Below are 12,875 nucleotides of genomic sequence, written 5' to 3' on the forward strand. Positions count from 1 at the left end.
ATGCATGACGTCGGCTGTAAGTGTGCGTGGGCTCTGGAAGCGGTTCGGGCAGCAAGTTGCCGTTGCCGGGATTGATCTGGAGTTGCCCTCCGGGAAGTTCATCGGGCTTGTCGGGCCCAATGGGGCCGGGAAGACGACGACCCTCTCGATGATCACCGGGTTGTTGCGGCCCGACCAGGGCTCCGTCTCCGTCGTCGGGCACGACGTCTGGCGGGATCCCGTCGAGGTCAAGGCCCGGATCGGGGTCCTCCCGGAGGGGCTGCGGCTCTTCGAGCGGCTCTCCGGGCGGGAACTCCTCGGCTACTCCGGGCGGTTGCGGGGGCTGCCCGGGGCCGAGGTCGACAAGCGGGCCGCGCAGCTGCTCGACGTCCTCGACCTCGCCGGGGCGCAGCACAAGCTGGTGGTCGACTACTCGACCGGTATGCGGAAGAAGATCGGACTCGCGGCCGCGCTCCTCCACAACCCCGAAGTCCTCTTCCTGGACGAGCCGTTCGAGGGCGTCGACCCGGTGTCCGCGCAGACCATCCGCGGGGTGCTGGAGCGCTACACCGCCTCCGGCGCCACCGTCGTCTTCTCCTCGCACGTCATGGAGCTCGTCGAGTCGCTGTGCGACTGGGTCGCCGTGATGGCCGCCGGACGCATCCGGGCCCATGGCACGCTCGCCGAGGTGCGCGGCGAGGCGCCGTCGCTCCAGCAGGCGTTCCTGGAGCTGGTCGGGGCGCACGGGCGGGACGCCGGGTCCGATCTGGACTGGCTGGGCGGCGGGGCGGCCCGATGAGCGCCGACGTCACCGCCGTCGTCGTACGGCTGAAGCTGTCGCTGCTCAGGAACGGGCTGCGGCAGTCCGGTGGGCGGCGGGCCGCGTATGTCGTGTCGGCCGTCGTCACGCTGCTGTTCGCGGCGCTGCAACTGCTCGGGCTGATCGCGTTGCGGGGCAACGCGCACGCCGTGTCCGTGGCCGTGCTGCTGGTGGCGGTACTGGCCGTCGGGTGGGCGGTGATGCCGCTGTTCTTCCCCGGCGGGGACGAGACGCTCGATCCGACGCGGCTGGTGATGCTGCCGCTGCGGCCCCGGCCGCTGGTGCGGGCGCTGCTCGCGGCCTCACTGGTGGGGATCGGGCCGGTGTTCACGCTGTGCCTGCTGATCGGTTCGGCGGTGTCGGTGGCGCACGGCGGGGTGGCCTACGTCGTCGCCGTCGTCGGCGTGGTGCTGGCGCTGCTGGTGTGCGTGGCGCTCGCGCGGGCCGTGGCCGTCGCCAACATCCGGCTGCTGACCAGCCGCAAGGGGCGGGACCTGGCCGTGCTGAGCGGGCTGGTGATCGCGATCGGGGCGCAGCTGGCCAACTTCGGTGTGCAGCGCCTGGGTTCGAGCGGTCTGGCGCAGCTGGACCCGGCCGGGGACGTGCTGCGCTGGGTACCCCCGGCGTCCGCGATCGGTGCGGTGGACTCGGCGAGTTCGGGGTCGTACGGCGTCGCGGTCGCTCAACTCGCGCTGAGTGCCGGTGCGTTGGTGGCCCTCGTCGCGCTCTGGTCGCGGCATCTGACGCGGCTGATGATCTCGCCGGACGGCTCCACGCTCCAGGCCGCCACCGACTCGGCCGCCCGCGAGCGGACGTCGACGGGGCTCGGGCGGCTGCTGCCGGGCGGGCGGACCGGCACGGTGGTCGAGCGCAGCCTGCGCTACATCTGGCGCGACCCGAAGACGAAGGCCGCGTGGGTCACCTCGCTCGCGATCGGGCTGATCGTCCCCGTCTTCAACGCCCTTCAGGGCACCGGCTCGATCTACTTCGCGTGCTTCGCCGCCGGAATGCTCGGCATCCAGATGTACAACCAGTTCGGGCAGGACACCTCCGCGTTCTGGATGGTCGCGACGACCATCTCCTCGCCCCGGGACGCGTACGTCGAACTGCGCGGCCGCGCCTTGGCGCTGCTGCTGATCACCCTGCCGTACGCGACGCTCGTGACCGTCGTGACGACGGCGATGCTCGGCGACTGGGCCCGGCTGCCGGAGGCGCTCGGCCTGTCCTTCGCGCTGCTCGGCGCGATGCTGGCGACGGGTGCCTGGACCTCGGCCCGCTTCCCGTACTCCATCCCGCAGGAGGGCTACAAGAACGTGGCCCCGGGGCAGGCCGGGCTCGCCTGGATCTCGATCTTCGGCGGCATGATCGCCGCCGCGCTGCTGTGCGCCCCGGTCATCACGCTGACGATCTGGCTGAATCTGGTGCGCGACGGCGATCGGTGGAGCTGGGTGCTGCTGCCGGTGGGGGCGCTGTACGGGGCGGCGATCACACTGGCGGGGCTGCGACTGGCGGCACCGCGCACGGCGGCCCGGCTGCCGGAGATCCTGACGGCGGTCAGCAAGGGCTGACGGCCGCCGCTGCCGCTGCCCCTGGCGGGGGTCGCCAAGGGTTTACGGCCACCGGTGATCCTGGCGGCAATCGGCAATCGGCAACGGCTGACGGCTATCGCTCTCCGAACAGGCTCTCGATGAAGGGCTCCACGGCCGCCCGCCAGGCCTCCGGCTGGTCGTAGTGCACCAGATGGCCGGCGTCGGCGACCTCGGCGTACTCCCCCCGCGGCAGTACCCGCACCATCTCCTGTGCCTCCGCCCGCCCCAGCTCGCCGTCGAGACCGCGGACGACCAGCGTGGGGCACTGGACCTGCGCCAGCTCCTCCCAGTGCGCGTCGAGCACCCAGGTCTCCCGGGACTTCAGCATCTGCTCGGGTTCGAAGACGGGCCGCCAGCCGTCCGGTGACTCGGCCATCACCTCGGCGTAGAACTCGCCACGGGCGGGGTTGGGGCGCTCCACCCAGGGGTCGTCCTCGCCGAACCACTTGCGTACGTCGGCCAGGGTGGCGAAGGGGAGGGGCCAGGACTTGAACCAGTCGGCCCACTCCCGCTGCGAGGCCGCTCCGAGGGCGGAGGCCCGCATGTCGCAGATGATCACGCCGGAGACCAGGTCGGGCCGTTTCGCGGCGAGCTGCCAGGCGGTCAGGGCGCCCATGGCGTGGCCGATGAGGACGGCCGGGCCGAGGCCGAGCTGTTCGAGGGCCGCCTCGGCGTCCTCGACGTAGGCCTCGCGGGTGAAGGCGGCCTGCGGGGGCTTGTCGCTGCGGCCGTGGCCGCGCTGGTCGAGGGCGACGGCCCGGTGGCGCTCGGACAGCCAGCGGGCGGTGGGGGCCCAGTGGGAGGCGCGGCCCATGAGGCCGTGCAGTAACAGCACGCCGGGTGAGCGGTCGAGGGCGCCTTGGACGGTCCGCTGCCCGGCCCGTCGGCCGGCACCACCGCCCTGCTCCACGCCCCGCTCCGTCGGCTCCGCCGCCTGGCCGGGCTTGGGAGGGTCGCCGAACTCCCAGGCGGCAAGGCGTACGCCGCCCGCTCCGGTCACGTCGATGCGCCGCGCCATTGGTCCTGGCACCCCCCTAGCTCCGCTCGGACCGCTTGCTCCCGCTCAGCCGGCCGGTCCTGTGAACCATGTCTGCCTTGCCCTGCCTGACGTGCTCGCTGTCGCGCCGCCGCCCCTCCCTGAAGCGCAGATTCCGCCCGGCGCGTCACTCCCAGGCTATCGAATGCCTATTCGAAAACGCGTCCTCCGCCGCCAACACCCCTCATTCGAGTGACCTCACTCCAGGATTGATCGTCGTGACCGGGGGGAGATCTTCTGCGGGAGGCGGACCGCTCGGGGAAATCGGTCCGAGGGGAATGACCCTGGGAGCTCGGGGCTCCGGGTCAGCACAGGGGAGGACAGGCCCCGGCGCCACATGGCGCCGGGGCCCTCCCCATGTCTGCGGCACATCATCCCGGCCCCCTCAGGTCATATGCCTCACGCGACAGCCTTGCACGCGGGGCGGCGGAGCGCTGCGATTCCGCGCACTGAATCTTCGAATCGGCCACACCGCTTCGCCACATCGGCGGCCTCCCCCGGGACGCCACAACCGCCCCTACGGCCACCGCAGTTGGAAAAACCCCAGGACGAGCGGCCGGTCAGCGCTTGGCGACGAACACATGCGAGGCGACGTCCGCCGCCAGCTCGGCCGCCTCACCGCCGCTGCCCACCAGCACCCCGCCGGCCGACTCCGTCACGCTCACCACCGAGCCGGGCTGCACACCCGCGCGCCGCAGCGTGTACATCAGCTGCGCGTCCGTCTGGATCGGCTCGCCGATGCGGCGCACCACGACCGTCTTGCCCTCGCCGCCCGGGTCCAGGTCGGCCAGCGACACCATGCCCTCGTCGAGGAAGGGATCGGCGCCGTCCTTCTCGCCGAGCTCCTCCAGGCCGGGGATCGGGTTGCCGTACGGCGACTCGGTGGGGTGGCGCAGCAGCTCCAGGACGCGGCGCTCGACGGCCTCGCTCATCACGTGCTCCCAGCGACAGGCCTCGGCGTGGACCTGCTCCCACTCCAGGCCGATCACATCGACCAGGAGACACTCCGCGAGGCGGTGCTTGCGCATCACGCGCGTCGCCAGCCGGCGGCCCTCGTCGGTGAGCTCCAGATGCCGGTCGCTCGCCACGGACACCAGGCCGTCGCGCTCCATCCGCGCCACCGTCTGGGAGACGGTCGGCCCGCTCTGGTCGAGCCGCTCGGCGATCCGGGCACGCATGGGGACCACACCTTCCTCCTCCAGCTCGAGGATGGTGCGGAGATACATCTCCGTGGTGTCGATCAGTCCGGACATACGTGCCCCTCGATTAGCTCTGCCGGAAGCGCGACCACTCCGCGGCGCGTGCGCTGGCCCTGACCCCAATTCTGACGCATAGCACTGACAACCGTGCCGCGCCGGTGAAACGAGCGGGTTTCGCGGGCCCGCGGACCACCGCGGAACGCCTCCTGCGGGGCTTCGGCACGGCCGTATTGACACCGCACTGGTCCAGACCGCACGGTGATCCGCGACACAGCCAACCCGAAGGGGTTCGTATGAGCGACGGCACGCCCGCCGACCGGTTCCTCGAGGCCGCCATCGGCCTGCTGCAGCGGGTCCGCGAGGAGGAGGCCGAGTCCATCGCCGCGGCCGGCACGCTCCTCGCCGACACGGTCGCCGCCGGGGGCCGGCTGTTCGCCTTCGGCGCCGGGCACTCCTCGCTCGCCGCGCAGGACGTCGTCTACCGGGCCGGTGGCCTCGCCCTGATGAACCTCCTCGCCGCACCCGGGATGGTGGGCGTGGACGTCATGCCGGCCACGCTCGGCTCCGCCCTGGAGCGCGTCGACGGCCTCGCGAGCACCGTCCTGGACTGCTCCCCGCTCCGCGCGGGCGACGCCCTCGTGATCATCTCCCTCTCCGGCCGCAACGCGATGCCGGTGGAGATGGCGATGACCGCCCGCGCGCGCGGGATGAAGGTCATCGGCGTGACGTCGGTGGCGTACGCCACGGAGACCCGCTCCCGGCACTCCTCCGGCACCTACCTCAAGGACCACTGCGACGTCGTCCTCGACTCCAAGATCGCCATCGGCGACGCGGAACTCACCCTCGACACCGTCCCGGCCCCCTTCGCCCCCGCCTCCACGGTGGTGACGTCCGCCCTGATGCAGGCCATGGTGGCGACGGCGGCGACGTCCCTGGCGGAACGGGGCGCGGAGCCTCCGATGCTGAGGTCGGGGAACGTGGACGGGGGGCTGGAGTGGAACGAGCGGGTGTTCGAGGAGTACGGGGACCGGATCTTCTACCGGCGTTGACCGTCGACGGTCACTTCCTCAGCGTCCCCGCCAGATCCAGCGCCGCAGCGATCCGCATCGCCACGTCCTCCGCATAAGCCGCGTCGGACCGTTCGAACGGACTCCGTCCGGCCCCCCGCAGAAACGTCACCGCTCCCAGCGTCCGCCCCCGGCTCCGCAGCACCGCGCACAGCGCGTGGACCGCGTCCGGCGGCCACTGCCGGGACAGCGCCCACTCGCGCGCCCGTTCCGCCGGTACCGAGCCCACGCTCGCCCGCACCGATCCGACGCGCTCCACGCACTGCAACGCCGGATGCCCCTCGGCGTACCGCACCGGCAGCCCCGCCTGCCCGGTCAGCAGGCTCGGCCCCGGCGCCCCGGAGGGAGTGGCGGCGACGCGGACCAGTCGTACCGGAACGTCCGAGTCCCCGTCGGCGAGCGAGCCGTCCCCCGCCACCCGGTCGATCAGCGCGTGGTCGGCGAAGCCGGCGAGTGCGAAGTCCAGGTGGATCGTCGCCGCCTCCGCCGGGTCCTCGCACTCGGCGGCCGCGCGGGCCGCGCGATGCAGCTGGTTGCCCCGGAAGCGCAGCAGGGACGCCTCCTGCTCGGCCTGCTTGGCCTCCGTTACGTCGTTGAACAGCCAGCCCACGCCCAGCGGCACCGGCTCCTCGGCGAGCGGCGAGGACAGCCGCACGAACCCGCACCGCCAGCAGCGCCGCTGCTCGCCCTCCGGTGTCCGCACGCCCACCCAGATCTCGGCGGGCGCGGGCGGCGCGCCCTCCGCCAGCACATGCGTGAGCGCGCTCTCCAGTTCCTCCACGCCCTGCGCGAGCAGCTCGCCCAGGGGCCGCCCCAGCACGGCCGTACGGCCGATGCCCAGCGCCCGCGCCGCGTGCGCGTTCACCACCGCGGGCCGCAGGTCCGCGTCCACGAGCACGACACCCCAGCTGGCGTCCTCGAACAGCGCCTCGCTCAGCGCGATCGACCGCTCCAGGTCGATCTGCGCGTGCACCTCGCTGAACGCGCAGTACACCCCGGCGGGCTTGCCGTCCGGGCCGTGCACGGCGGCCGACTGGGTCCGTACGAGGACCCGTCCGCCGTCCTTGGTCAGCAGCGCGAACTCGTGCACCTGCCGCCCCGGGGCCTGCATGGCGGACAGCAGCCGCCCCTCGACCTCCTCGGCGTCCGCCTCCCGTACGGCCCACCCGGCGAAGCCGTGCCGGCCCACGGCCTCGGCCGCGGACCAACCCAGAATCCGCTCCGCCTCGCGGTTCCAGTGGGTGACGACGCCGTCCGCGTCGAAGGCGCACAGCGCCGCGTCCATGCCGTCGAGCAGGGCGGCGAGCAGGTCCGAGCCGTCCCGGTCGGGCTGCTCGGGCTCGTCCGGCCCCAGCTCGTCGGTGGTCCCACTACGCCTGGAAGCACTCACCTGGACCCCCTGCAGGCTGCGTCCGTACGTACGGCACGTCGGTTCGCTCACTTGCAATCATCTAACTGGAACGTGACGCAGCACACACCGAGTTCCCACAAGTTGGGGGAATCGTTGTACGCCGCTCCTGTCTCTGCGGGTGTCCCGGTGCGCCTAGGCGAGCCGGAGATCGACCCATTCGTCGCTCTCGCCGTCGAGCACATACCGCTCGACCTCGGCGAAGCCCTGTTTTCCTGCGAAGCGCAGACCGTCCTCGTTGACGGCCAGCACACATGTCTCGATCACCCTCGCGCCCAGCACGCGCGCGTGGGCGAGCCCGTTCTCGTACAGCGCCGTCCCGTACCCGCGCCGCCGGTGCGCGGGCAGCACGCGCGCGATGACGGTCGCCACCGCGTCCTCGCCCTCCGGCGGGCGCACGGTGGAACAGCCGACGAGGACGTCACCGACGTACGCGTTCTCCAGGCGGTAGCGCGTACTGCGCTCCCGCACCGCGTCCAGGCTCAGCGGGTCGGCCGGGATGATCACGTTGTGGACGTACCGCCACTGTTCGAGCAGGGCGTCGCCGACCGCACGCTCCAGCCGGACTATCGGAAGATCAGACACGTCCTCCACCTCCCCGCCGCGCGTACACCTCAATCTCGATCTTCATACGAGGATCGGCGAGTCCGCACATCATCATCGTCGCCGCGGGCCGCACCCGGCCGAACGCCCGCCGCAGCACCGGCCAGCACGGCTCGAAGTCCTCGCGGTCGGGCAGCAGATACCGCACCCGGACCACGTCCTCGAAACCGCTCCCGGCCTCCGTCAGGGCCGCCTCGATGTTCCGCAGGCACTGCTCGGCCTGCTCGACGACGTCGTCGGAGATGGTCATGGTCGCGTAGTCGTAGCCGGTCGTCCCCGAGACATGCACCCAGTCGCCGTCGACCACGGCCCGGGCGTACCCGATCTGCTCCTCGAACACCGAACCGCTGAGAATCGCGCGTCGCTCCGTCATGGGCGAAACGGTAGGTGGTCGATCTGCCGGACGGTCACGCGTCCAGGGTGAGGTGGTCCCGCGCGGCCTTGCGGAACGCCGTCACCAGGCGGTTGCGGTCGTTCGCGCGGGTGGCGACGACGACATGGCTGGGCTCGACGCCCTCCAGCGGGACCATGGTGAGGTCGGGCCGCAGGACCCGCCCCACGGACTGCGCGGCGACCGCCAACGACTCGCCGGCGGCGACGAGTTCGAACTTGTCCTCGACCGCCTCGATGAGCGGCCCGTCCGGCGCCGGGCGCCCGTCCGGACGCGGCTCGAACCGCCAGAACGCGCTGCGCACCGGGTCCGCCGTACGCGGCAGCCGCTCGTCGGCGATGTCGTCCAGCGTGACGGCCTCCTTGCCGGCCAGCCGGTGGTCCAGCGGCACGATCAGCACGCGCGGCTCGTCGTAGAGGACCGTCACCCGCAGCCCCTCGGTGCGGAACGGCAGCCGCGTCACCACCGCGTCGACCCGGTGGTCGAGCAGGGCATGGTGTGCGTCGTCCCAGGTCAGGTGAGTGGTCAGCACCTCGGCGTCCGGGTGCCGGTGCCGTACCGCCCGGACCGCCGGGGTGACGATGATGCCCGAGGTGAAACCGACCGTCATCCGATGCGGCTGCGCGGCGGCACGCGCGCGTACGGCCGCCTGAGCCGCCGCACGCAGCAACACCTTCGCCTCCGCCAGGAAGACCTCCCCCGCCTCCGTCAGCCGCGTCCCCTGCGGCGTCCGGTCCAGCAACCGCGCCCCCAGCTCCCGCTCCAGCCGCTGCACCTGGCGGCTCAGCGAGGGCTGGGTGATGTGCAGGGCGTCGGCGGCCCGGCCGAAGTGGCGGTGCTCGGCGACGACGGTGAAGTACCGGACGAGACGGAGATCGAGGTCCGCGGCGCCGGGGATCGGCTGGGCGTCGGAGTCGGCCATACAACGAGCCTAGCTGTGGTGATGCCCAGATCGCATTGCCGTATACGAAAGAGGCTTTGGACGCGGGGACGCCCTGTTCCCCAGGCTGGAGGCATCCCGAATTCCATCCCTCTGGGGGTCATCAGCATGCGTGTGTTCGTCACCGGCGCCAGCGGCTTCGTGGGCAGCGCCGTCGTACGTGAACTCATCGGCGCCGGACACGAGGTCGTCGGCCTGGCCCGCTCCGACAACTCCGCGGCGGCGCTGCGGGCGGCGGGCGCGCAGGTGCACCGCGGCGACCTGGACGACCTGGACAGCCTGCGCCGGGGCGCGGAGGCAGCCGACGGTGTCATCCACACCGCCTTCAAGCACGACTTCTCCGACATCGCCGCCTCGGGCGTCATCGACCTGCACGCCATCGAGGCGATGGGGTCGGTACTGGAAGGCACCGGCAAGCCCTTCGTGACGACGTCGGCGTTCCTGGTCGAGCGCGGCATCTACGCCACCGAGGAGGACGCGGCACACCCGGACTCCGTGGCGCCCTTCCGCGTCCCCTCCGAGGAGGCCACCCTCGCCCTCGCCGACCGCGGCGTGCGCACCTCGGTCGTCCGCCTGCCCCCGTCCGTGCACGGCCGCGACGACGGCGCCTTCGTCCCCAAGCTCATCGACATCGCCCGCGACAAGGGCGTCTCCGCGACGATCGACGCCGGCACCAACCACTGGCCCGCCGTCCACCGCCTCGACGCGGCCCGCCTCTACCGGCTGGCCCTGGAGAAGGCCGACGCGGGCACCCGCGTCCACGCGATCGACGACGAGGGCGTCCCCGTCCACGCCATCGCGACCGCGATCGGCCAGGGCCTGGGCGTACCGGTGGTCCAGGTGACCGCCGCCGAGGCCGCCGCACACTTCGGCTGGTTCGCCCACTTCATCGCCCTCGACCTGCGCGCCTCCAGCACCCTGACCCGGCAACGCCTCTCCTGGAAGCCGGAACAGCCGAACCTGCTCACGGACCTGGCGGAGGGCCACTACTTCGAGGAGGGGCGCCGGAGCATCCTCTGAGGGCTCGGCAGCGAGGCGACAGATACGGCTACACCCAGCGCCTGGAATCGGCTCCGCCAACGTCTCGGAAAACCGGTTGATCCATGACCTACAGCTCTTTAGTGTGACTATCACTTCGGAGAGGAGGTGGTTCGGCAGATGTATTCATACCGGACGGAAGAGGTGGCTGCGGGCTAGCAGCCCGTCACCACATTTCAGTGCGGTGCCGGACCAGTGCGCGACAGACGCGTGCAGCCGGCCCAATCCCAAGCAGTCACCCGACCCGTGAGCTCGCCGGTACGTCCGGCCGGCTCCCCCGCCCAGGCGGGGGGACCCGAGCTCGCGGGTCGTCTGCGTTTCCGGAAGACGTACCCGGAAGACGTACCCGGACGACGTACAGGGAAGTTTTGCGGGCGTGAGCTGTGACACGCGACATTTTTGCTGCACGCAGTACTCTGACCGCATGCTTTCGCTCGTTCGGCGCCGCCACGTGGACTACGTCCGCGTCACGAGCATGGGCTGTCGACGCTCCATCTGAGCCTCCAGCCCTTCGCGCAGCCATCCGCTGCCGACTTTTCTCCCTCTCACCCTTTGCGGACGCACCATGACCCACGTGTCGACGAATCCGTCGTACCAGCAGCTCCCGATCATCGATCTCTCGGCCGCCGATCGCGGTCCCCAGGCCCGTGCGCTGCTCCGCGCCCAGCTGCACAGCGCCGCTCATGACGTGGGGTTCTTCCAGCTCGTCGGGCATGGGGTCCCGGAACAGGAGACGCGCGCCCTGCTCTCCGCCATGCGGAGGTTCTTCGCGCTGCCCGAGGACGAGCGGCTCGCTCTCGACAACGTACGGTCGCCGCACTTCCGCGGATACACCCGCACCGGTGACGAGCGCACCGGCGGCAGCCGGGACTGGCGGGATCAGCTCGACATCGGGGCCGAGCGGCCCGCGCGGATACCCGGGGCCGGTGAGCCGGCGTACTGGTGGCTGGAGGGGCCCAACCAGTGGCCGGACTCCCTGCCCGAGCTGCGTACCGCCGCGCTCGCCTGGGTCGAGCGGCTCAGCTCCGTCGCCGAGCGGCTGCTGCACGAGCTGCTCGCCTCCATCGGGGCGCCCGCCGACTTCTACGACCCGGTCTTCGGCGACCGGGCCCACCCGCACCTCAAGCTCGTGCGCTACCCGGGGAGCGCCGGTGACGGCGCCGATCAGGGGGTCGGCGCCCACAAGGACTACGGGTTCCTCACCCTGCTCCTCCAGGACCAGGTCGGCGGCCTTCAGGTGCAGCGCGAGGACGGGCTGTTCCATGACGTGCCGCCGCTGGAGGGGGCCTTCGTCGTGAATCTCGGGGAGCTGCTGGAGGTGGCCACGAACGGGTATCTCGTGGCCACCAACCACCGGGTCGTCTCCCCGCCCGGCGCCACCGAGCGGTTCTCCGTGCCGTTCTTCTACAACCCTCGGCTGGACGCGCGGGTGGAGCCGCTGCCCTTCCCGTACGCCGATGCCGCGCCCGGTGTCTCCGACGACCCCACCAACCCGCTCTTCGCGGAGTACGGCTACAACGAGCTCAAGGGCAAGCTGCGGGCGCACCCGCTCGTGGCGGAGCGTCATCACCAGGACTTGCTGACTCCGGCTTAGGCAACGCCCTCAGGGGCGCGGGGAACTGCGCGACCAGCCACGACGGACCCGCAGTCGCCCGCGTCCCTCAATCCCCACCTCAGTGGGCGCCAATGTCCCCGTACCCCTCGATCTCCTGAGGGGTACGCGCCCCCGGCCCCACATACCGGGCCGAAGGCCGCACCAGCCGCCCCGTCCGCTTCTGCTCCAGAATGTGCGCCGACCATCCAGCCGTACGAGCGCACGTGAACATCGACGTGAACATGTGCGCCGGGACCTCCGCGAAGTCCAGCACGATCGCCGCCCAGAACTCCACGTTCGTGGCCAGGACGCGGTCGGGGCGGCGAGCGTGGAGTTCAGCGAGCGCCGCCTTCTCCAGCGCCTCGGCGACCTCGAAGCGCGGCGCGCCCAGCTCGCGTGCCGTGCGGCGCAGCACGCGCGCGCGGGGGTCCTCGGCCCGGTACACCCGGTGGCCGAAGCCCATCAGCCGTTCGCCCTTGTCGAGGGCCTGCTTGACGTACGCCTCGGCGTCGCCCGTGCGCTCGATCTCCTCGATCATGTACAGGACGCGGGAGGGGGCGCCGCCGTGCAGCGGGCCCGACATGGCACCCACCGCGCCCGACAGCGCCGCGGCCACGTCCGCTCCGGTCGAGGCGATGACCCTCGCCGTGAAGGTGGACGCGTTCATGCCGTGTTCCGCCGCCGACGTCCAGTACGCGTCGACCGCCGCGACGTGCTTGGGGTCGGGTTCGCCGCGCCAGCGGATCATGAAGCGTTCGACGACGGACTGGGCCTTGTCGATCTCGCGCTGCGGGACCATGGGGCGGCCCTGGCCGCGGGCGGACTGGGCGACGTAGGACAGGGCCATGACGGCGGCGCGGGCGAGGTCGTCGCGGGCCTGGGCCTCGTCGATGTCGAGGAGGGGTTTCAGGCCCCAGACGGGGGCGAGCATGGCCAGGGCCGACTGGACGTCCACGCGGATGTCGCCGGAGTGGACGGGGATCGGGAAGGGCTCGGCGGGCGGCAGGCCGGGGCGGAAGGCGCCGTCGACGAGCAGGCCCCAGACGTTGCCGAAGGAGACGTGGCCGACGAGGTCCTCGATGTCGACGCCGCGGTAGCGGAGGGCGCCGCCCTCCTTGTCCGGTTCGGCGATCTCCGTCTCGAACGCGACGACTCCTTCGAGGCCAGGTACGAAGTCGGACATCAGGCGGCTCCTCATGATGTGTGCGACG

The 12,875-nt window shown here is 71.8% G+C and carries 12 protein-coding genes; 5 read left to right on the top strand and 7 right to left on the bottom strand.

Translation table 11 applies throughout. The annotated features are described in order from the left end of the window. Positions 1–4: 4 nt before the first annotated feature. Both CRP56_RS18750 and CRP56_RS18755 read left to right on the top strand, forming a co-directional pair. On the top strand, positions 5–778 hold the full coding sequence (locus CRP56_RS18750) for an ABC transporter ATP-binding protein (RefSeq protein WP_097265539.1): 774 nt from the start codon (positions 5–7) through the stop codon (positions 776–778). Further along, positions 775–2,367 carry a transporter gene (locus CRP56_RS18755; RefSeq protein WP_097265541.1) on the top strand — a complete coding sequence of 531 codons (1,593 nt, stop codon included), beginning with the start codon at positions 775–777 and terminating at the stop codon, positions 2,365–2,367. The genes CRP56_RS18750 and CRP56_RS18755 overlap by 4 nt, the downstream gene beginning before the upstream one ends. Before the next feature lie 94 nt (positions 2,368–2,461). Here the strand turns inward: CRP56_RS18755 and CRP56_RS18760 are convergent, their stop codons facing one another. Then, positions 2,462–3,406, bottom strand: coding sequence for an alpha/beta fold hydrolase (locus CRP56_RS18760; RefSeq protein WP_097265543.1), 945 nt, complete (start codon positions 3,404–3,406; stop codon positions 2,462–2,464). Positions 3,407–3,984: 578 nt separating this feature from the next. Beyond that, positions 3,985–4,677: a metal-dependent transcriptional regulator gene (locus CRP56_RS18765; protein WP_059195917.1), complete on the bottom strand. Its 693-nt coding sequence runs from the start codon at positions 4,675–4,677 to the stop codon at positions 3,985–3,987. Positions 4,678–4,916: 239 nt separating this feature from the next. Here CRP56_RS18765 and CRP56_RS18770 point away from each other — a divergent pair, with 239 nt between their 5' ends. Next, complete coding sequence (locus tag CRP56_RS18770) at positions 4,917–5,672, top strand: SIS domain-containing protein (protein WP_097265546.1); 756 nt, start codon at positions 4,917–4,919, stop codon at positions 5,670–5,672. Between the two features lie 10 nt (positions 5,673–5,682). Here CRP56_RS18770 and CRP56_RS18775 read toward each other — a convergent pair whose 3' ends face one another. The 4 genes from CRP56_RS18775 to CRP56_RS18790 form a co-directional block, all read right to left on the bottom strand. Further along, complete coding sequence (locus CRP56_RS18775) at positions 5,683–7,080, bottom strand: PAS domain-containing protein (RefSeq protein ID WP_097274215.1); 1,398 nt, start codon at positions 7,078–7,080, stop codon at positions 5,683–5,685. Between the two features lie 153 nt (positions 7,081–7,233). Further along, the gene (locus CRP56_RS18780; protein ID WP_097274217.1) at positions 7,234–7,683 is read right to left on the bottom strand and encodes a GNAT family N-acetyltransferase; all 450 of its coding nucleotides are present in this window, start codon (positions 7,681–7,683) and stop codon (positions 7,234–7,236) included. Then, entirely contained in the window at positions 7,676–8,074 is a 399-nt protein-coding gene (locus tag CRP56_RS18785) for a RidA family protein (protein WP_097265548.1), read from the bottom strand. Before CRP56_RS18785 ends, CRP56_RS18780 begins: the two co-directional genes overlap by 8 nt. Positions 8,075–8,108: 34 nt before the next feature. Further along, positions 8,109–9,014 (bottom strand): LysR family transcriptional regulator, encoded by a 906-nt coding sequence (locus CRP56_RS18790; protein WP_097265550.1) that lies wholly within the window; start codon positions 9,012–9,014, stop codon positions 8,109–8,111. A gap of 126 nt (positions 9,015–9,140) precedes the next feature. Between CRP56_RS18790 and CRP56_RS18795 the strand changes: the two genes are divergently transcribed. Together CRP56_RS18795 and CRP56_RS18800 are read left to right on the top strand one after the other, a co-directional pair. After that, positions 9,141–10,052 carry an SDR family oxidoreductase gene (locus tag CRP56_RS18795; protein WP_097265553.1) on the top strand — a complete coding sequence of 304 codons (912 nt, stop codon included), beginning with the start codon at positions 9,141–9,143 and terminating at the stop codon, positions 10,050–10,052. A 583-nt stretch (positions 10,053–10,635) separates the two neighbouring features. Next, positions 10,636–11,664 (top strand): isopenicillin N synthase family dioxygenase, encoded by a 1,029-nt coding sequence (locus tag CRP56_RS18800; protein WP_097265554.1) that lies wholly within the window; start codon positions 10,636–10,638, stop codon positions 11,662–11,664. Positions 11,665–11,743: 79 nt separating this feature from the next. Here the strand turns inward: CRP56_RS18800 and CRP56_RS18805 are convergent, their stop codons facing one another. Then, positions 11,744–12,847 carry a citrate synthase 2 gene (locus CRP56_RS18805; RefSeq protein WP_097265555.1) on the bottom strand — a complete coding sequence of 368 codons (1,104 nt, stop codon included), beginning with the start codon at positions 12,845–12,847 and terminating at the stop codon, positions 11,744–11,746. Positions 12,848–12,875: the final 28 nt, after the last annotated feature.

The sequence above is a fragment of the Streptomyces sp. TLI_55 genome, from assembly GCF_900206255.1.
GTDB lineage: Bacteria > Actinomycetota > Actinomycetes > Streptomycetales > Streptomycetaceae > Streptomyces > Streptomyces aquilus.